The sequence below is a fragment of the Peribacillus sp. TH14 genome, from assembly GCF_016651145.1.
Lineage (GTDB): Bacteria > Bacillota > Bacilli > Bacillales > DSM-1321 > Peribacillus > Peribacillus butanolivorans.
This window is the reverse complement of sequence record NZ_JAEKEK010000001.1, coordinates 3,857,546-3,876,527: the sequence shown is the minus strand read 5'-3', so window position 1 is coordinate 3,876,527 and position 18,982 is coordinate 3,857,546. Positions and strand designations below refer to the sequence as shown.

The 18,982-nt window shown below is 38.7% G+C and carries 21 protein-coding genes; 7 read left to right on the top strand and 14 right to left on the bottom strand.

What is annotated here, in order from left to right; translation table 11 throughout:
• Nucleotides 1-151 precede the first annotated feature (151 nt).
• Together JFU50_RS18805 and JFU50_RS18800 are read left to right on the top strand one after the other, a co-directional pair.
• Nucleotides 152-544, top strand: coding sequence for a hypothetical protein (locus tag JFU50_RS18805; protein WP_201223643.1), 393 nt, complete (start codon nucleotides 152-154; stop codon nucleotides 542-544).
• The gene (locus tag JFU50_RS18800) at nucleotides 537-1,028 is read left to right on the top strand and encodes a hypothetical protein (RefSeq protein WP_201223642.1); all 492 of its coding nucleotides are present in this window, start codon (nucleotides 537-539) and stop codon (nucleotides 1,026-1,028) included. Before JFU50_RS18805 ends, JFU50_RS18800 begins: the two co-directional genes overlap by 8 nt.
• Nucleotides 1,029-1,098: 70 nt before the next feature.
• Here the strand turns inward: JFU50_RS18800 and phoU are convergent, their stop codons facing one another.
• From phoU to JFU50_RS18755, 9 genes are all read right to left on the bottom strand, one after another.
• Nucleotides 1,099-1,752 carry a phosphate signaling complex protein PhoU gene (gene phoU, locus JFU50_RS18795; protein ID WP_053346964.1) on the bottom strand — a complete coding sequence of 218 codons (654 nt, stop codon included), beginning with the start codon at nucleotides 1,750-1,752 and terminating at the stop codon, nucleotides 1,099-1,101.
• Nucleotides 1,753-1,771: 19 nt separating this feature from the next.
• A complete protein-coding gene (gene pstB, locus JFU50_RS18790) occupies nucleotides 1,772-2,605 on the bottom strand; it encodes a phosphate ABC transporter ATP-binding protein PstB (RefSeq protein ID WP_053346965.1) in 834 nt (277 codons plus the stop codon).
• A 16-nt stretch (nucleotides 2,606-2,621) separates the two neighbouring features.
• Nucleotides 2,622-3,500, bottom strand: a complete 879-nt coding sequence (pstA, locus tag JFU50_RS18785) for a phosphate ABC transporter permease PstA (RefSeq protein ID WP_201223641.1) — start codon at nucleotides 3,498-3,500, stop codon at nucleotides 2,622-2,624.
• 3 nt (nucleotides 3,501-3,503) lie between these two features.
• Entirely contained in the window at nucleotides 3,504-4,442 is a 939-nt protein-coding gene (gene pstC / locus JFU50_RS18780) for a phosphate ABC transporter permease subunit PstC (RefSeq protein WP_376181771.1), read from the bottom strand.
• Between the two features lie 88 nt (nucleotides 4,443-4,530).
• Complete coding sequence (locus JFU50_RS18775; RefSeq protein ID WP_201223640.1) at nucleotides 4,531-5,496, bottom strand: PstS family phosphate ABC transporter substrate-binding protein; 966 nt, start codon at nucleotides 5,494-5,496, stop codon at nucleotides 4,531-4,533.
• 356 nt (nucleotides 5,497-5,852) lie between these two features.
• Complete coding sequence (locus JFU50_RS18770; protein WP_201185825.1) at nucleotides 5,853-8,021, bottom strand: peptidoglycan D,D-transpeptidase FtsI family protein; 2,169 nt, start codon at nucleotides 8,019-8,021, stop codon at nucleotides 5,853-5,855.
• A gap of 198 nt (nucleotides 8,022-8,219) precedes the next feature.
• A complete protein-coding gene (locus JFU50_RS18765) occupies nucleotides 8,220-9,434 on the bottom strand; it encodes an MFS transporter (protein ID WP_201185826.1) in 1,215 nt (404 codons plus the stop codon).
• A 415-nt stretch (nucleotides 9,435-9,849) separates the two neighbouring features.
• On the bottom strand, nucleotides 9,850-10,458 hold the full coding sequence (gene sodA, locus JFU50_RS18760; RefSeq protein ID WP_053346971.1) for a superoxide dismutase SodA: 609 nt from the start codon (nucleotides 10,456-10,458) through the stop codon (nucleotides 9,850-9,852).
• Between the two features lie 141 nt (nucleotides 10,459-10,599).
• Nucleotides 10,600-11,085 (bottom strand): DUF456 domain-containing protein, encoded by a 486-nt coding sequence (locus tag JFU50_RS18755; protein WP_056528682.1) that lies wholly within the window; start codon nucleotides 11,083-11,085, stop codon nucleotides 10,600-10,602.
• A gap of 163 nt (nucleotides 11,086-11,248) precedes the next feature.
• Between JFU50_RS18755 and JFU50_RS18750 the strand changes: the two genes are divergently transcribed.
• The 3 genes from JFU50_RS18750 (at nucleotide 11,249) to ispG (ending at nucleotide 13,999) form a co-directional block, all read left to right on the top strand.
• A complete protein-coding gene (locus tag JFU50_RS18750; protein WP_201185827.1) occupies nucleotides 11,249-12,010 on the top strand; it encodes a DUF1189 domain-containing protein in 762 nt (253 codons plus the stop codon).
• Nucleotides 12,011-12,344: 334 nt separating this feature from the next.
• Complete coding sequence (locus JFU50_RS18745; RefSeq protein WP_201185828.1) at nucleotides 12,345-12,677, top strand: LysM peptidoglycan-binding domain-containing protein; 333 nt, start codon at nucleotides 12,345-12,347, stop codon at nucleotides 12,675-12,677.
• 209 nt (nucleotides 12,678-12,886) lie between these two features.
• On the top strand, nucleotides 12,887-13,999 hold the full coding sequence (gene ispG, locus JFU50_RS18740; RefSeq protein ID WP_201225126.1) for a flavodoxin-dependent (E)-4-hydroxy-3-methylbut-2-enyl-diphosphate synthase: 1,113 nt from the start codon (nucleotides 12,887-12,889) through the stop codon (nucleotides 13,997-13,999).
• Nucleotides 14,000-14,192: 193 nt separating this feature from the next.
• Here the strand turns inward: ispG and JFU50_RS18735 are convergent, their stop codons facing one another.
• Complete coding sequence (locus JFU50_RS18735) at nucleotides 14,193-14,648, bottom strand: DUF308 domain-containing protein (protein WP_201185829.1); 456 nt, start codon at nucleotides 14,646-14,648, stop codon at nucleotides 14,193-14,195.
• A gap of 168 nt (nucleotides 14,649-14,816) precedes the next feature.
• Between JFU50_RS18735 and JFU50_RS18730 the strand changes: the two genes are divergently transcribed.
• Entirely contained in the window at nucleotides 14,817-15,401 is a 585-nt protein-coding gene (locus JFU50_RS18730; protein WP_056528677.1) for a 5' nucleotidase, NT5C type, read from the top strand.
• 33 nt (nucleotides 15,402-15,434) lie between these two features.
• Here the strand turns inward: JFU50_RS18730 and JFU50_RS18725 are convergent, their stop codons facing one another.
• From JFU50_RS18725 to JFU50_RS18715, 3 genes are read right to left on the bottom strand one after another with little or no spacing between them, the layout of a single operon-like run.
• Nucleotides 15,435-15,860 carry a Fur family transcriptional regulator gene (locus JFU50_RS18725; protein WP_056528676.1) on the bottom strand — a complete coding sequence of 142 codons (426 nt, stop codon included), beginning with the start codon at nucleotides 15,858-15,860 and terminating at the stop codon, nucleotides 15,435-15,437.
• Nucleotides 15,861-15,873: 13 nt separating this feature from the next.
• Nucleotides 15,874-16,707 (bottom strand): metal ABC transporter permease, encoded by an 834-nt coding sequence (locus JFU50_RS18720; RefSeq protein ID WP_053346978.1) that lies wholly within the window; start codon nucleotides 16,705-16,707, stop codon nucleotides 15,874-15,876.
• A gap of 21 nt (nucleotides 16,708-16,728) precedes the next feature.
• Nucleotides 16,729-17,493, bottom strand: coding sequence for a metal ABC transporter ATP-binding protein (locus JFU50_RS18715; RefSeq protein WP_116820721.1), 765 nt, complete (start codon nucleotides 17,491-17,493; stop codon nucleotides 16,729-16,731).
• Between the two features lie 214 nt (nucleotides 17,494-17,707).
• Between JFU50_RS18715 and JFU50_RS18710 the strand changes: the two genes are divergently transcribed.
• Nucleotides 17,708-17,968 (top strand): DUF2624 family protein, encoded by a 261-nt coding sequence (locus JFU50_RS18710; protein WP_053346980.1) that lies wholly within the window; start codon nucleotides 17,708-17,710, stop codon nucleotides 17,966-17,968.
• 105 nt (nucleotides 17,969-18,073) lie between these two features.
• Here the strand turns inward: JFU50_RS18710 and JFU50_RS18705 are convergent, their stop codons facing one another.
• On the bottom strand, nucleotides 18,074-18,970 hold the full coding sequence (locus JFU50_RS18705; RefSeq protein WP_201223639.1) for a deoxyribonuclease IV: 897 nt from the start codon (nucleotides 18,968-18,970) through the stop codon (nucleotides 18,074-18,076).
• Nucleotides 18,971-18,982: the final 12 nt, after the last annotated feature.

Here is an 18,982-nt window from a genome sequence, read left to right as displayed (position 1 = left end):
TCATGCTTTTCGACAAAAATTCGATACAAAAAAACTTAATATGAAGTTACATGTTATTTTAGTTGATATAAAAATATGAAAATCACCAATTTTTTAAAAAATATGTGTAAAATATAAGTAAATGTCGAAAATTCTCCTCTGAGGTGAAAGCATGGAAGCCCTTATTATTCTATTATTCTCATTAGCCATCGTTATACTTATGATATCTTTTTTCAAACAAGATAAGATTGCCAAGTTAGAAGAAGATCTAGAGCAAATGACCTTAACCTATATGCAGGATATCTACCAATTAAAGAAGAAAGTGAAGATTCTTGAGGAGGAATTTGTTATTCAGGATGAGCTGATTAATCCTGAATCCAAATTCCAACAAGCTGTTTCTACCAATGAATTGGAGCCTATTCATAAAATTTTAAAAAGCCAGGTTCTTTCTTTATACAGCCAAGGCCTTTCTTTGAATCAAATCGCTAAGCAATCCTCTTTAACAAAAGAACAAACCATCTCTGTCATCGAACAACATAGATTGCGGGGAAACGAAGATGAATAAAGCAATTCTGCAGGGTCTTTCCGCCGGTATCATTTTTTCCACCGCAATCTTTGCTGGCTTTTATTATGGCACAGGGGCGAATGCAGGCCACGCTCCGACTACGGAGGAAGCTAAGGAATTGCTCGTAAAAAAAGGATTTATCGTGTCATCTCCGACGGATGAAGGCGAAATAGCGGGCAAGCCGTCGAAGAGTGAGGACAAAGAAAAACAGAAAAAACAAGATGTAAGTCCGATTCAGGAAACGAAAGAGAAAGAGGTTTCCAAAAAGGAAGACACAATCGTCCCCTATACTTTAAAAGTGAAATCGAATATGACCACTACAGAAATTACCCAGATTCTAGCTAAAGAGAAAATCATCGATGATGCTGCTGGCTTTGAAGCTTATATGAATGAACATGATTTCTCTAAAAATGTTCAAATCGGCGTCTTTGTCGTTACAAATAATATGACATACAGACAGTTGGCCCATACTTTAACTCATTAAAAAAAAGAGAGACTTTTTAATTGGACTTTGTCCGAAAAAAAAGTCTCTCTTTTTCCATTTAGGAATGTATTCATTCATTCCTGCCAATATATCTCCCTCTTACCAGAAAGTAGATATTTTCAGCTATATTCGTTGTATGGTCAGCCGTTCTTTCTAAATAACGGGCAATTAAAGAAAGCTGTGTGATCTGCTGAAGGTTTTTTTCATCTGAAAGTCGAAGGAGACTTCGAATCATCTCTCCATAAAAGCGATCGACCTCATCATCCATTTCAATGATTTCTCTTGAAAGAACAACATCTTCCTTCTCAAATGCATCTATCGAAAGTTCAATCATCTTTAATGTAATATCATGCATCTGCTTTAATGGTGTTAAAGGCAGAATAAATGGCTGGTCACCGATTCGGATGGCTGATTTAGCGATATTGACGCCAAAGTCCGCCATCCTCTCAATATCTGAAGCTATTTTTATAGCAGCAATTATTCTCCGCAAATCAATCGCAACCGGCTGTTGCTTAGCAATCAGTAAAATCGCAAAGTCATTAATTTCCTCTTCTAATAAATCAGCTATTGTATCATTATCAATAACTTCAAGAGCCTCTTCAAGATTCTTGTTTTCCAAAGCGGTGAATGATTTTGATATCGCACCTGAAGCTAAATTAGCCAACCTCACTATTTTCTCTTGCAATTCTTTTAATTGAAGCTCAAAATTTTCACGAACAACCATTGTCGCATCTCCCTTTCATTCAGCCAAAACGTCCGGTAATATAATCTTCTGTTCTCTTATCATTCGGGTTCGAAAAGATAGTGTTAGTGTCTGAATACTCGATGACTTCCCCATTTAAGAAGAAGGCCGTTTTATCAGAGATACGAGCTGCCTGCTGCATATTATGAGTAACGATGATTATACTGAAATCTTTTTTTAGCTCTTGGACTAATTCTTCTATTTTCAAAGTGGAAATAGGATCAAGGGCAGAGGTCGGTTCATCCATTAAAATGACATCAGGTTCAATCGCCAGACAACGAGCGATACAAAGGCGCTGTTGCTGTCCACCAGAAAGTCCATACGCATTTTCATGCAGACGGTCTTTCACTTCATCCCAAATGGCTGCCCCTTTTAAACTCTTTTCTACGATTTGGTCTAGAATCTTTTTATTTTTGATACCGTGGATTTTTGGTCCGTATATAACATTTTCATAAATTGATTTAGGGAAGGGATTAGGTTTTTGGAAAACCATACCAACCTGTGTCCTTAAATCTTCTACCTTGTAAGACTGATCTAGAATATTGCGGTTCCTATATTTAATCTGCCCAGTCGTTTTAACATCTGGAACAAGTTCAATCATCCGATTTAACGTTTTGATGTAGGTAGATTTTCCACATCCTGAAGGCCCGATAATGGCGGTCACTTCATTTTGATACATATCTAGGTTAATATTTTTTAAAGCATGGTTTTCACCGTACCATAAATTGAGATCTGACGTTTCATACACCGTTTCCTTTAAGAAAACAGAATCTGCATTTTCATTTTCTATTCCAACTGTTGGAGCCTTTTTGGGTCCCGTTAATGTCATATTCATTCTTTCCTTCCTCCAATCAGTATCTTTTCTGGAACTTGTTACGGATTATGACAGCTATCGAATTCATTAAAATTAACAGGGCAAGTAAAACGATGATACCTGCAGCCGCAACCTGCTGAAATTCTTCCTGTGGTCGGGATGTCCAGTTATAGATTTGCATCGGTAGCACCGTAAAAGTATCCATGACCGATTGCGGTAAAAAGGCGATGAACAACGGGATACCAACCACAACTAATGGAGCCGTTTCCCCAATCGCCCGGGATAAAGCTAGTATTCCACCTGTCAAAATACCAGGTATCGCAGCTGGAAGAACCACTTTTAAAATTGTCTGCCACTTTGTTGCACCCATTCCATAAGAAGCTTCCCTTAAGTCACGCGGTACAGAACGTATGGCTTCCTGAGCTGCAACAATGATGACTGGCAAGACGAGTAGGCTCATCGTCAAACCTGCTGCCAACACGGAGCGATCCAAGGCTAGAGCCCTAACGAAAACCGTTAAACCGAGCAATCCAAATACAATTGACGGAACACCTGCCAGGTTGGATATATTCAGCTTTATAAAAGATGTGATCCAATTCTTTCGTGCATATTCCTCTAAATAAATCGCCGTTCCCACACCGAGAAGAAGGGAAACTGGGGTAACGACGGCCATTAACCATATCGAACCGATAAGAGCTGCCTTTACACCAGCCTCTTCCGGTCTCCTTGAAGCGAAATTCTGGAAGAAATCTAAATTTAAATGACCAATTCCTTGAGTCAATATCCGATAAAATAAGATGGCCAATACCAGAAGGCCAAATAAGGTTGCTAAGAAGAATAATCCTTTACATATCGAGTTAACCGCCAGCCGAGTGGGCATTTTTTTTACAACATGATTTTTGTTTATCAGTTTCATGTTTTAATATTCCTCCCTGAACTTGCGGGAGATGAACTGCGCCAATAAATTCATAATAAGCGTAAAGACGAACAGTGTCATTCCAACCGCATATATGCTGTAGTAAATCGTTGTCCCGTACCCTGCGTCTCCAGTACTCACCTGTACGATATAGGCAGTCATCGTTTGAATAGAATTTGTGACGTCCATACTCATACTTGGAGTCGATCCACCTGCGACACTTACGATCATGGTCTCTCCAATTGCTCTGGATAAAGCCAGGACAATTGAAGCAACGATACCGGACATGGCTGCTGGCAATACCACTTTAATCGTCGTTTCCAGCTTTGTAGCTCCTAGAGCATACGCACCTTCACGAATCGATTTCGGTACTGAGACAAGTGCATCTTCCGATAAAGAGGCAATCATCGGCATGATCATGATTCCTACCACAATCCCAGGACTTATAGCATTGAACATGTCAAGGGAAGGGAATATATCCCGCAATACTGGCGTTACAAAGGTTAAGGCAAAGAAGCCGTAAACGATAGTAGGGATTCCAGCTAAAACTTCTAAAATCGGCTTAATGATTCTCCGTGTTTTCTCTGATGCATATTCACTCAAGAAAATGGCGGTTGCAAGACCTATCGGAACTGCAACTATCGCCGCTATTACCGTTACCTTTAATGTTCCAACAACAAGTGGCATAACCCCAAATGAAGGCGTGGATGCAAAGGGTAACCATTTATGTCCTGTTAAAAACTCCACGATGGACACTTTCTCAAAAAATATAAAAGTTTCGAAAATCAACGTAAGGACTATCCCAATGGTAATTAATACAGAAATTACCGCTGTAAGGAACAACAGCTTAGGAATGAGTTTTTCTATATTCCATCTTTTTTTGCTTTTCTTTTCTAGAATTAATTGCTGTACAGAATAGGTATCTGTTTGTTTCGGTTCCAACATGTATCCTCCATTTCAGACACGCAATATTAAGGGGCTACCCAATCCCTCTATTTATACTAAGAGATTGGGCAGCCTGTTAAACTGATTATTTTTTTAGTTCGTTCAATTTTTCAAGATCCTTCTTGTACTCTTCTTCCGGTAAGCTGACGTAGCCTACTTCTTCAGAAAGCTCTCCAGCATTTTCAATGACGAATTGAGTATAATCAGCCACTTGTTCTTTTTCAGCTACACTTTTATTGGATACATATGTGTACAAAGGACGAGACAGTGGTGCATACTCTCCGCTTTTAATCGTTTCATGTGTAGGCTCAACAGCACCCTTACCATTATCGATGGATACAACTTTTAATTTATCCTTATTTTCTGCATAGTAAGCAAATCCGAAGAAACCAATCGCATTTTTGTCACCTTCTACCCCTTGTACAAGAACGTTATCATCTTCAGAAAGAGTCGCATTTTCGACCATTGGTTTTTCCTCTAAAATAACTTCGTTGAAATAATCATATGTGCCAGAATCAGTTCCCGGAGAGTAAAATTTAATTTCTTCCTTCGGCCATTCCGGACGTATATCAGACCATTTCTTCACTGATCCATTGTCAACCCAAAGCTTTCTTAGTTCGTCAACTGTCATTTTATCGATGAACTCATTATCTTTATTGACAACGATAGAAATACCATCAAACGCAAGCTTCATTTCTGTATACTTAACTCCCTTTTCATCAAGTAACGCACTTTCTTCGTCTTTGACTGGTCGGGACGCATTAGTTAGATCCGTTTCTCCAGCGATGAATTTTTTAAATCCTCCACCTGTTCCCGATGATCCTACAGATACTTTAACATCAGGTTGTGCCGCCATATATTCTTCAGCAACTGCTTCCATGATTGGAAATACAGTCGATGAACCATCCATAATCACTTCGCCCTTGAGTTTATCTGAAGCCGTTTCATTTCCTTTACCGCTGTTTGAAGTATCATTTGATCCACATCCAGTCGCCACTGCTATTACTCCACCCATTACTGCAGTCATTGCCATAAATTTGAAACGTCTCATTTGTAAATCCCCCTAAGAATTTTATATGAATATTTTGTCCTACAAACACATCATACGTTTTGACTGTAAATTCCGTTTAAAGCAATTGTAAACATTAAGTAAATAATTGTTTATATATTGTAAAGGTAGTCAGAAAGTAATATGGTACTAATTAACAACAGTATCTTTTCCATTAATCACTCTCTTATTTTGTGCCCAGTGCCTGTTTACATGAGAGGGAAATTACTCCAACTCCAACTGAAGTGATTATAAGTCTTTTTCATATGTGGAAAGTGCAAAGGTCGAGGCAGAGCAATTTTACTTTATGACAAAAAAACACGCTTTCGGTTTTACCCAAAAACGTGTTTTATGACTTTTTATTCATTTTCCTGACTATTTCTTATTTCAGCCTGCTCTTTTTGAACGTCTTTACCATTCTCTACCTTCAACTCAGTCGTTTCTTCAGTCTTCCCTTTCTTAGCACGCTCTTTTTTCAGTTTGAAATAAGTATCCATAATCTCTTCGCCAATTTCTTTACTCATATTATGTCCCGAATGGCCCTGGTACGCCCACGGGACAACAACAGCAAAAGCAACTTCAGGGTTTTCAGCAGGTGCATAGCCGACCAACGTGATATTCATCGTATCTTGAGGTTCGCTATAATCCGCTCGGTTCGGACCATCATAGAACGCTTGCGCCGTCCCAGTTTTAGCCGCTACCGTATATGATTTATTCCCAAAGTAAGTATATGCTGTTCCGCCTTGTTCCATCGAAACTTTCTCGAAACCGCTCTGCACACGTTCTATCCATTCTTCCTTCATTTCAAGACGATTAAGGACAGTTGGTGAAACGTCTTCCGCAACAGGACCCAATTCTTCATTATTATCAACAGGATCACGGATTTCCTTAACCATATGCGGCTTCATACGATTTCCACCATTCGCAATGGCTGAAACATACTGCACAAGCTGCATCGGTGTGTACGTATCATACTGTCCGATTGCGAGGTCAAGCAGCTTACCTGGTGACGTTTCCGAACCTTTGAATCCACTCATTTCATTCGGTAGGTCAATCCCCGTACGGACACCCAAGCCAAACTGGGCAAATGAATTACGCATGGTTGAAAATGCGCTTGAACTTATATTTAATGGTTCGTTCGGAACATAATTTGCACCTGCAATATTAATCGCTGTCCTAAACATATAAACGTTCGAGGATACTTTTAAGGCGGTTAAATCATTAATATTCCCGAAGTTACTGTAAGAACCTTTAGGCTTGGTACCTTTGATTTTCAACTTCGTATCATAAAAGTATGTACCCGGTTGGATAGCTCCTTGCTGATAACCTGTTAAAACGGTAGCACCTTTTACTGAGGAGCCCATCGTATAGGAAGTCGTAATATTCCCTAATGCAAAGTCCTCTATGGAAGATTTCCCTGTTTTTGAATCCTTCTCATATTTCTTACCAGCCATCGTTAAAATTTCCCCTGTATTAGGATCCATCATAACGACAAAAGCTCTATCCAAGAACTTAGTGTTGCCCATTCTTTTCTTGGCAATCAATTGCTTTTCAATGATTTCCTCTGTTGCAAGTTGTAAATCCATATCAACTGTCAATATAAGATCTTTTCCTCGCGAACCTTCTGTAATCACTTCGGAATCCACAATGTTCCCTGATTTATCGGTCACATTCCTTACCTTAGCTTTCTGTCCTTGAAGAATATCCTCATATTGCGCCTCAATATAACTCTTACCAACTCGGTCATTCCGACTATAATCACGTGCTAGATAATAGTTCAAACTCTCACTAGGCAATCCTTCTTCAGAGGAAGAGACCTTCCCTAACACAGACTTGAGTGTTTTATTATACGTATAGAAACGATCCCAATCCGTTGATACATCAACCCCAGGAAGCGAATCAAGGTGTTCACTCACCTTTGCAAATTCTTCCTTCGTTACTTTCTTGTTTTTCACAATTTGCGGAGTCAGAGCATATCCGCTTGCGAATTCTCTATAGATAGCAAGGACTTCCATTTCTTCTTTAGGAATCTCCATTTCTTTCTCAGTAATTCGATCAAGCTGAAGCTTATACAAATCACCTTCTTCAAGCTCGCCCTCTTCTACTTGTTTTCTCTCTTTATCCGTAATCTTTTTCTCGGCAAGCTCTGGATTATTTAAAATCCAAAAATCCTTTTTATCACGATCCGTCACTTTATCCGTTTCTTTATCAATCAACTTCGCAAGTTTCTCAGCCGTTTCGACCATTTCTTTTTGTTTCGTACCTTGCTTTCTTGTATATGTAATTGCATCCAGTGGTTGGTTGTCGACCATCAGTTTTAAATTACGGTCATACATTTTCCCACGGGGCACCGAATTATTCACGGTCACTTCCTCTGTTCTTTCAATCTCGCGCCGGTAATCATCACCATACACAATCTGTACAACACCCAAACGCAAAATTAAAGCAGAAAACAAAACAAATACTAAAAAGAAAAGAATATTCAATCTGAAAGGCACATGCGTCTTTTTCTTTTTCTTTTTATTCACACTAAGCCACACATCCTTTTTACATAGTCATAATAGTCCTATACCATTCTATAGAACATTTATATTTTTTTCTACCTTAGTGTTCTAGAAATATTAAACATCTAACGAACTTTACATAAAAAGTGACTTACGGCTCATAATTTCAAAAATCGTAAGTCTTAGATATTGAAAAGAGGCCTCAAAGGGCTCTTTTCAATTTTAGTCATTGATGTCGATTTTCCGCACAAACCAATAAATCATAGTATGCCCCGCCCCGACGATTAGCAGATATATTGGCAGGATCTGTTTTAAATCGAAAAACTTGACTGACAAAATAAATCCTAATATAGAAACGATTCTTCCAAAATGAACGAACAGCTCACGAACTACGATATATTCAATTCTCATTTCTGCGGCATTCCAAGCCCGGCCTATAATATCATAAGTCAATGATATATACGGTACGAGTAGAATTGGGTAGGCGATTGCAACGATTGCCCCATAAATGAGAATCTTTCCAAATGTGATATCAAAAGCAATTAGCAAGATTCCTGCATACAACAGGATTCCCCCAACAAGAATTGCTTTTTTTCGCATCGGCTGTTTTATATATCGAGAAGCAACAAAATAAGCAATAAAAGATATAGCTGAATTTAAGAGCCCATAACTGCCCAAAGCAAGTTCACTATCCGTCTGAATAAAAACAATAATCGAAATGATAAACATGAATGTTCCTTCTCGTATCCCCTGAAAAAAGTGAGCACGAGTTATTAAAAGCCAATTGCGATTATTTTTTCGTTCCTTCATTATCCGTATGAAAAAGTATTTCCCATGAGCCGGACGCCTTTTTAATGAAAAGCTGAGAAACACTGCTATGGAAAACAAAAGTAACGATAATCCGAAAACAATAGAATAACCTGTGAATTTCTCGAGCCTCGAAATAATAAACCCTGAAAGAATGGGACCAATCATCCCTCCAAATGAAGATAAAATCCCTAAAAATCCATTGAAGAAGTCTCTTGTTTCTGGTTCCGTAATCTCAAAAGTCAACACATTATAAGCAAGCCAATAGAACCCATACCCAATCCCTAACAGTGCACCAAGTAGCCAAATGAAATCCGTGGCCCGTGTGCCGACCAAAAGAACTGATAAATAAAATAGGGCCAAAAAGATAACACCCAAACGCAGGACAATGATCCGGTCTACTTTTTTCGCTAATCTGCCAGCGAATACAAAGGTTAGCGGTTGAAAAAGCACCACGGTTAGATTATATACGGCAATATCAACAATTTGACCGGATTGTTTCCACAGATACACATTAACAAATGTATTGGATAAAGCGATACTGAGGCTGTACAGGCCGCCAATCAGCAAGAGGAGATGCAAATCCTTCTTCGCTCCCGCTTCACCCATCCATCTCTCTAAAATACCCATTGTTTTAACTCTCCTTTAAATTCCACTCTAGTGTTTGAAAAAACAAGGGTATTTATGTGGAAAAAAGTAAAGAAAACTCATCGATTGGCTAGCCTGTAAGGCGTAGACAGAGATGTAGTTGCCCTTACACTTGTTACCTTAACCCGTTACTTCCTCGAATTCCCTTCCCCACAACGGGTTATAAGAAGTGTAAAGAAAACTCATCGATTGGCTAGCCTGTAAGGCGTAGACAGAGATGTAGTTGCCCTTACACTTGTTACCTTAACCCGTTACTTCCTCGAATTCCCTTCCCCACAACGGGTTAGAGCAGTGTAAAGAAAACTCATCGATTGGCTAGCCTGTAAGGCGTAGACAGAGATAAACAAAAAACGGGAATCCCCGTAAAAGGGATTCCCGTCTTTTTAATTCCTACTAATTATTTAGCTGCGCTGTAACGTTTTGCAACTTCATCCCAGTTAACAACATTCCAGAAAGAATTGATGTATTCAGGACGACGGTTTTGGTAGTTTAGGTAGTAAGCATGCTCCCAAACATCCAATCCAAGAAGTGGAGTTTTACCTTCTGATAATGGGTTGTCTTGGTTCGGTGTGCTTGTTACTTCTAACTCACCGTTGTTTACAGCAAGCCATGCCCAGCCAGATCCAAAACGAGTAGTAGCCGCTTTAGCGAACTCTTCTTTAAAGCTGTCAAAGCTGCCAAATTTAGAAGTGATAGCATCAGCTAATTCACCAGTTGGTTGTCCGCCACCGTTTGGTGAAAGGATTTCCCAGAATAATGAGTGGTTAGCATGTCCACCACCATTGTTACGTACAGCTGTACGAACAGCTTCAGGTACTGCATCAAGATTAGCAACAATTTCTTCAACGCTTTTGCTTAGAAGTTCTTGGTTGCCTTCTAGAGCATTGTTCAAGTTAGTCACATACGTGTTGTGATGTTTAGTGTGGTGAATGTTCATTGTTTCTTTGTCGATGTGTGGTTCTAATGCGTCATATGCATACGGTAATTGTGGAAGTTCGAAAGCCATAATAAAATTCCTCCCTATGTAAGCTGTTTTTTTGAGGGCTCTAGTTCTCTTAAGATACCTAAAGCTCGCTAGCAATAGAGTATCAAATTTTTGAAACGGTTTCAAACCTTATGCCTCATTTTTTCAATTCATTTCTATTTCCTATGAGAATACCACGAATAAAAAATACGCAATCATCAAAAGTTGGATGATACCTTTTGTAATCACACTGCTTATAAATCCGATAACGGAACCAAGGCCGATTTTAGATGCAGTAATAGGGTCTTTTTTATGGACTATGATTTCTGCCAGGAATGCGCCTATAAAAGGCCCGATTAATATCCCGACAAATGGTATCACAAATGGTCCGACAAGAAGCCCGATTGTACTGCCCCAAACCCCCGCTTTGGTCCCTCCATATTTTTTGACCCCGACCATGTTTGCGATATAATCTGCTGCGAATAAGAGAATGACAAATAAAATTTGGACTGTCCAAAAGAACCATCCAAAAGGTTCAAAGGAATAAAATAGCCCATATAACAAAATCCCCCCAAATATAAATAAAACGCTTGGAATAACTGGAAAAATCAATCCGACAAAGCCCACTATGAACATCAGGACTATAATTATCCAAAATATTGTATCCACAATTAAAACGCCCTTTCACATTTCATTTATAATTTGCCTCTATCTCTTCATAATTACCTGTTTACAGATATGTGAAACCATTGAAGTAGAATACAGGTTGTTTTATTTTTACCATGTAGTTAAAATTGGATAGGTATATTACAATAGATAGGTGCTGAAAACATTGAACATATTCAAACAACTATGGGTAAGCTTGTATTCACCTAAAGATATCGCTTCCTTTCAAAACCAAGGAATTGGAAAAACGATTCTATTTGTATTTTTATTAAGCCTTGTTGCCTTTCTCCCTTCAGCTTTTTACTTCGGTACAATGGTTGCGGATGGGATTGATGCGATGCACGAAACAGTATCTGAAGATTTGCCGGAATTTGAAATTAAAAATGGCACATTAACGTCTGAAAGTAGCGAGCCATTTATCTTGAATAAAAACGGATACCAAATTTTTGTAGACGGTTCAGGGACCTTGACCCCAGAAGATGTGGGCTCTAAAGCCGATGAGGCAATCGCCCTTTTAAAATCTGAGCTGGTTTTCGTTTCTGGTGGTAACGTTCAAACTTCTCCTTATTCCCTTTTAGAAGGAAATAATCAGGACATATCCATTTGGCTTGATTCAGTCGATTCTGTGCTGCCGATTATCCTTTCGCTACTGCTTCTCATATTATACCTGTTTACTGCTTGTGGAACATTCATTAAAGTGACAATTCTAGCCGCTTTTGGTCTTCTTTTCAAAAGCACTCTTGGTCGTTCGCTTGCTTATAGGCATCTATGGAGAATTGGTGCATACAGTATTACACTTTCCACTATTTTCTTTACCATCATGGACATCTTTAAGGCAAATGTTCCATTTGCTTCACTCCTTAGCTGGTTTGTGACATTAATTATGATGTACTTATCGATTAAAGAAACATCAGCTGTTAAGGAATAATGAATTATATGCTAATGAATTGCAAAAAATCCGCGCCGATAAGGCCCGGGTTTTTACTTTGGAAATATCACTGTTAAACAATCACTCAGTTGTTATTTATTAGGTTCATTAACCTTTAATCTTAATAATAGAGGCAAAAAAAGATTGATCTGACGCCAAAGGAAATCCGCTACTTTCTTAACACCAATTCATATAAAAGGGCTTTTACACTACAAAATAAAAAGTCGTACAAGCAAGTACTAATTTTCATTTGAAAAATCTGCCCAATTTTAGGCATAATCTTTAAACCTTCCAAGTATATATGTATTAAAGACAAGCTTGGGAGGATGGAAAAATGAAACGGCTACTGCTTTTTATCTCATTCTGTTTCATTATATTTATTATTTATTTTGATTTAACAACAGGTACACTGCCGGATTCCCATCCATCAACCACTTCAGTCGAGCCATCTGTTCCGGCAAGTAAGCCTGTATCTGTCCCTTCAGTGGCTTACAATGAAATCACCATCAAACCTGGTGATACATTACTCTCCATCGTTGAAAAGGAAATCGGCGCATCAAACCAGCCGATTGAGACAATTATATCTGACTTTCAAGGACTGAACGAAGGGTTGAAGCCCGAACAAATGCAAATTGGCAAAACATATAAAATTCCTGTTTATAAATAACTATCAAAGGGTCCACGGTTTCAAAAAGCGCCTTAGACTTGTCGTAAAGCATCCAAATACACCAAAAACGGAATACTTTCTTGATACAAAAAAAGATAATACATCCTATTCCTTGTAAAGCGGTATGTACATTGATACAATATTTTAGAGAAATAAATTAAAAATCAAAACTGATTTTTTCCTAAAGGAGAGAATTCCACTTGAGTGAAATCATACATCGCACTAAGACGCGGCCAATTAAAGTCGGAAACTTAACAATTGGCGGCAATAATGAAGTTATTGTACAAAGCATGACTACAACAAAAACACATGATGTTGAAGCAACAGTTGCAGAAATTCTTCGTCTTGAAGAAGCTGGTTGCCAAATCGTACGTGTGGCCTGCCCAGATGAAAGAGCAGCTGATGCCATTCCTGAAATAAAAAAACGGATAAACATCCCACTTGTAGTTGATATTCATTTTGATTATAAGCTGGCTCTTAAAGCAATAGAAGGCGGAGCAGATAAAATCAGGATTAATCCTGGTAACATCGGACGACGTGAAAAAGTTGAAGCAGTTGTTAAAGCGGCGAAAGCAAAAGGAATTCCGATTCGTATTGGAGTCAATGCTGGTTCTCTCGAGAAGAAGATCCTCGATAAATATGGATACCCAACTGCCGATGGCATGGTTGAAAGTGCCTTACACCATATCAAGATCCTGGAAGATCACGATTTCCATGACATTATCGTTTCCATGAAGGCTTCTGATGTAAATTTAGCCATAGAAGCATATGAAAAAGCTTCAAAAGCATTCGATTATCCTCTACACCTGGGGATTACGGAATCAGGTACATTGTTCTCCGGAACTGTAAAAAGTGCTGCCGGACTAGGTGCCATCCTAAGCCAAGGTATCGGAAGCACGATGCGTGTTTCCTTAAGTGCTGATCCTGTCGAAGAGGTAAAAGTGGCAAGGGAGCTTCTAAAAGTATTTGGACTTGCTTCTAACATGGCTACTTTAATTTCTTGTCCTACATGTGGACGTATCGAAATTGATTTAATCTCAATCGCTAATGAGGTTGAAGAGTACATCCAGACGATTAAAGCACCAATTAAGGTATCTGTTCTAGGTTGTGCGGTAAACGGCCCTGGTGAAGCTCGTGAGGCGGATATCGGCATTGCTGGAGCACGTGGTGAAGGTTTACTGTTTAGAAAAGGACAAATCGTACGTAAAGTGCCTGAAGAAACGATGGTCGAGGAACTGAAAAAGGAAATTGACAAAATCGCTGAAGAGTACTATGAAAAACAAAGAGCAGAAGCTGCTGCTGCTGCAGCCTTAACTAAATAAAAAAAGTCCCGAATTTTATTTTCGGGACTTTTTTCTTTTTAATTCACTAATTGCACTAAATTCAAATAAATATAACTCACCATTAGTCGATAAGCCATTAGAAAAGTGTTAAGCATAAAATTTGTACTGATTACAAACAAAAAAAGCGCCTTCAATGTCATGAAAACGACATCGAAGGCAAGCATATGCTCCTTTAAAAGAACGGCAGAATAAATATGCCGACAATGATGGAGACTGCACCAATAACTATGGCCCATGTACCCATTTTTGATCCTCGAACGCGAGCAAAAATACCGACAATTATCCCTAAAGCCCCTAAGATGAAGGGCATCATAAATAACGATATTATGGAGATGATTAAGGATATAACTCCAACAACGTTTCCTCTTGAAGTTATACCTTCAGAATCAACCGACTCGTCATTATATCCTCTGCTTCGCTGAGGTGGTGTTGATATTTCGGCAGAAGTTTCTTCACGATAGCGGTTATCCGTCTTTACATTAGACTCCCGATTTTCATATCGCCTGTCATCTGCAGCTGTATCTTCATTATAATAACGCTCATGATGCTGATCATCTACAACTGCTGGTACACTTTCCTCTTTAGATCGCATCTCATCGTCAATACTGGAGTATTCATCTTTTTCCATTCGTGCATCCCTCACTTTCATTTGTAGGAGCATTTATAGTGTATGTACAATCTAAAGAAACTACCGTGAAAAAGGTTTCATGTCTTGGAAATAAATATGGTTTTTTTCCATTGCTAAGTTGGTATATGGTACACTATTACAAGTATTGAAAATGAGGAGAGATTCATCATGAAAAAACGTTTTGGCATTGATATAGATGGGACTGTTACAAGACCTGATACCATGGTCCCCTATTTAAATAAAGCTTTTCAACTGAATTTAGCTTATGAAGATATTACTGAGTATGACTTATTCCCTTTTGTAAATGTACCAAAAGAAGACTTCACCAAATGGTTCATAGAAACCGAGCCACTCATTTATTCCGAGTCTATATTGGCTGAGGGAGCAAAAGATATATTGGAAAAGTGGACAGACCAAGCTGACTTATATTTTATCAGTGCCAGAAGCAACCGCCTGCTAGATGTAACAAAGAATTGGTTTTCAACGAATAAGGTCATTTATAACCACCTAGAGTTGGTTGGTTCACACGATAAAGTTGCTACAGCCAAAAAATTTGCCGTCGATCTCTTTTTGGAAGACAAGCATGATAATGCGGTGGCCATTTCTGAAGAGTGCAAAATACCCGTAATTTTATTTAATACCCCTTATAACCAAGATCCTGTGCCCGATAGAGTGATACGAGTCAACAATTGGCAAGAAGCCTCTCACTGGGTGAATAATTGGATGGCAGAAAAGCCCCTTACTATAAAATAAAAAGAAAAACCATTGACTGAAGTCAATGGTTTTTTACGCTTCTACAGAAACACTACATGCAGGACAGCGTCCGTAAATTTCAAATTTATGTCCCGAAACATCATAGTCCTTCAAACTTTCCTGAAGTTCCTGCATCGGGCATAATTCGATTTCCTTCGTTTTACCGCAATTCAAACAGATGAAGTGGTGATGGTGTGAAGAATGTCCGCATGTAAAGCGAAAATGCTTTTCTCCTTCCAACTCGGTTGTCTCAAAGATTCCGAGTTCGACAAACAAGGAAAGATTACGGTAAATCGTATCGAAGCTTAAGCCTGGATATTCCTGTTTCATATTCTCCAACACATCTTTAGCGGTTAAATATTTATCACTGGAAGAAAAAAGCTGAAGCATTTCTTCTCTCTTTCCTGTATGTTTAAAGCCTTTATCTTTTAGTAATTGCATGGCAGTTGTTACGTTCAAAACATCACCCCATCTATCGATTTTTCCACTTATCAAACAAAATTGACAAGATGAGAATTAGCACTGCGATAATAACAATTGTCCCACCTGGAGCGAGATTAAGGTTGTATGATAAAAATAATCCGCCGACAACGGAAATTTCACCGAATAATACGGAATAAACAATCATCTGCTTAAAACCCTTCGCAAAGCGGAGGCTAGCTGCAACTGGTAGCGTCATGAGCGATGAGACTAGCAATATTCCAATAATTTTCATCGAAGCAGCAATGACCAATGCTACCATGACAATAAATATAAAGTGAATCGCTTTATAAGGTATTCCAGAAGCTTTAGCATGCTCTTCATCAAATGATAACAGAAATAGTTCTTTATACAATAGGGTAAGCATCAAGGAAACTACTATTCCCACTGCCAAAATGACATACAAATCTGAACGGCTGACTGCACTGACACTTCCGAATAAATAACCATATAAATCCGTATTGAAACCATCCGCAATTGAAATAAAAATTACACTCAGACCCATGCCACCGGACATAATGATTGGGATTGCAAGTTCTTGGTAATGCTTGTACACCCCTCTTAATTTTTCAATAAATAAAGAACCCCCTACCGAAAAAGCCATCCCTATATATAGCGGATTCAATCCAGCAAGTGATAGAAAGCTCTTTTGAAGCAATAAACTAAATGCTATTCCAGCAAGCGCTACATGACTAAGTGCATCGGAAATCATCGACATCCTTCTTACCACGACAAAAACGCCTACTAATGGCGCAAGCGCTCCGATGATGATTCCAGTCAAAAAAGCGTTCTGCAAAAATTCAAATTGCAATATCCCCGATATCATTGGGCTATCCTCCAAAACATTTTAATGATTATGATTTAACAGTTGGACGCCGTGCCCATAAATTGATGACAGTTCTCCCTCATCCAAATCATTATATTCACAGGCATCCCCATGAAAATGAAGCTTTTTATTCAAGCAGGCGACATGTGTGACTTTATCGGTCACCGTACCAACATCATGAGTGACTAAAATTAGGGTAATTCCTAATTTTTCATTTAACATTTCCAGCATTTCATAAAATTGGTGGACGTTCTTTGAATCCACTCCGACCGTAGGTTCATCCAGGATCATCAATTCCGGCTCACTGACAAGTGATCGGGCAATGAATACCCTCTGCTGCTGGCCCCCGGATAATTCACCGATATTGCGGCTCTGATAATCGAGCATGTCCACAGATTCCAAAGCTTTCTTTACCTTTTGCTTATCCTCTTTACTTGCAAATTTAAATAAACCGATTTTTTTGGTCAAACCGCTTTGAACCACTTCAAATACAGTTGCAGGGAATCCTGAGTTAAAGGAGTTCGCCTTTTGTGACACAAACCCGACCTTTTGCCAATCTTTAAAGCGTCGTATATCTTCCCCAAATATTTCAATTTTTCCTTTTTGGAGCTTAAATAAACCAAGTAGCAACTTCAAAAGCGTGGACTTACCGGATCCATTTGGTCCGACAATTGCTAAAAAAGCCCCTTTAGGGATTTCAAGCGAAACATGTTCCAACACTAGATCTTTTGTATATTTGTAAGATATATCTTCTAATTTAACAATGGGGTTTACTACATTATCCAAAGAGATCACCTTTTTTTTAAGAATCATTACGATTAACAATGGTTAGTATAAATCAAAGAAGTTCAGATGTAAAGAATCCGGCTCTCTAATCAAGAGCTTTTTCGCCCTGATATACTAAAATTCATTATTTAAATCAATTTCTCGGGAATCAAACAAAGTTTCATGTTCACATACGTCTACCTTCTTCATATGTTTTAAAAAAGGAGGAGATCGTATGAAATTATTTGAAATGATGGTTAATCATAAAATTAACAATATACGACCCGATGAACTACTTTCCCTTGCGAGGCAGCACCAGGTTTCACTAACTCAAAAACAAGCACAAGATATCAGCGCACTTCTAAAAGGTAAAAACATTAACATTTTTGATATACGTCAAAGACAGAACGTTCTTGGTCAAATTACTAATGTTGCCGGAGCCAGCACAGCTAGGGAAATTGAAACCCTCTTCAACAATCTTACTTCCAATTTTTAAATAACTGCTGGCTGTCTGACTTAGTTACCTAGGCATTCGTCCACATTGTAAGTAAAATGAAAGGACGATTCATCGTTATTTCGATGAATCGCCCTTTCAACATTATTATTTTTGTAACATGATCTTTTCCAATAAATCTTCTTCGAATTGATTGTTCTTAAACATATCAATTTCAAATTTATAAGGTGCCTTTTTGTCTTTCTTGTCTTCTCCTACATAAGGTGTTTCCAGTATTTTCGGAACATCGCTTAATTGCGGATGATGGACAATATAATTCAACGCATTAAAACCAATATGGCCAAAACCAATATTTTCATGGCGGTCTTTACGCATACCGCGTTCGTTTTTGCTGTCGTTGATATGAAGGACCTTGATGCGGTCAATACCGACTAGTTTATCAAATTCATTTAGAACACCATCGAAATCCTCGATGATATTATATCCAGCATCATGAGTATGGCATGTATCGAAGCATACCGATAACTTATCATTATGGGTTACACCGTCGATGATCATCGCTAACTCCTCGAAAGAACGGCCACATTCAGTTCCTTTACCAGCCATCGTTTCAAGGGCAATTTGAACTTTATCATCGGCAGTGAGCACTTCGTTTAAGCCTTCGATGATTCTCTTGATTCCGAGTTCACTGCCTGCACCAACATGTGCACCTGGATGAAGAACAATCTGTCTTGCACCTAACGCTTCTGTCCGGTCGATTTCACTACGTAAAAAGTTGACTCCCAGCTCATATGTGGCTGGATTCGTCGTATTTCCGATGTTGATGATATAGGGGGCATGGACCACAATATCACTAATTCCATTTTCTTCCATATCCAATCTACCGGCTTCGATATTTAAATCCTCGATTTTTTTACGTCTTGTATTTTGAGGGGCTCCCGTATAGATCATGAATGTGTTGGAGCCATATAAAACCGCTTCTTGACTCGCAGCAAGAAGCATATTTTTCCCGCTCATTGAAACATGCGATCCAATCTTCAGCATCTAATTACTCCC

Coding starts and splice junctions, on each gene's coding strand:
- JFU50_RS18805 (WP_201223643.1), top strand. CDS start 152: ATGGAAGCCCTTATTATTCTATTATTCTCATTAGCCATCGTTATACTT.
- JFU50_RS18800 (WP_201223642.1), top strand. CDS start 537: ATGAATAAAGCAATTCTGCAGGGTCTTTCCGCCGGTATCATTTTTTCC.
- phoU (WP_053346964.1), bottom strand. CDS start 1,752: ATGGTTGTTCGTGAAAATTTTGAGCTTCAATTAAAAGAATTGCAAGAG.
- pstB (WP_053346965.1), bottom strand. CDS start 2,605: ATGAATATGACATTAACGGGACCCAAAAAGGCTCCAACAGTTGGAATA.
- pstA (WP_201223641.1), bottom strand. CDS start 3,500: ATGAAACTGATAAACAAAAATCATGTTGTAAAAAAAATGCCCACTCGG.
- JFU50_RS18775 (WP_201223640.1), bottom strand. CDS start 5,496: ATGAGACGTTTCAAATTTATGGCAATGACTGCAGTAATGGGTGGAGTA.
- JFU50_RS18765 (WP_201185826.1), bottom strand. CDS start 9,434: ATGGGTATTTTAGAGAGATGGATGGGTGAAGCGGGAGCGAAGAAGGAT.
- sodA (WP_053346971.1), bottom strand. CDS start 10,458: ATGGCTTTCGAACTTCCACAATTACCGTATGCATATGACGCATTAGAA.
- JFU50_RS18745 (WP_201185828.1), top strand. CDS start 12,345: ATGAAACGGCTACTGCTTTTTATCTCATTCTGTTTCATTATATTTATT.
- JFU50_RS18735 (WP_201185829.1), bottom strand. CDS start 14,648: ATGGAAAAAGATGAATACTCCAGTATTGACGATGAGATGCGATCTAAA.
- JFU50_RS18730 (WP_056528677.1), top strand. CDS start 14,817: ATGAAAAAACGTTTTGGCATTGATATAGATGGGACTGTTACAAGACCT.
- JFU50_RS18720 (WP_053346978.1), bottom strand. CDS start 16,707: ATGATATCGGGGATATTGCAATTTGAATTTTTGCAGAACGCTTTTTTG.
- JFU50_RS18710 (WP_053346980.1), top strand. CDS start 17,708: ATGAAATTATTTGAAATGATGGTTAATCATAAAATTAACAATATACGA.
- JFU50_RS18705 (WP_201223639.1), bottom strand. CDS start 18,970: ATGCTGAAGATTGGATCGCATGTTTCAATGAGCGGGAAAAATATGCTT.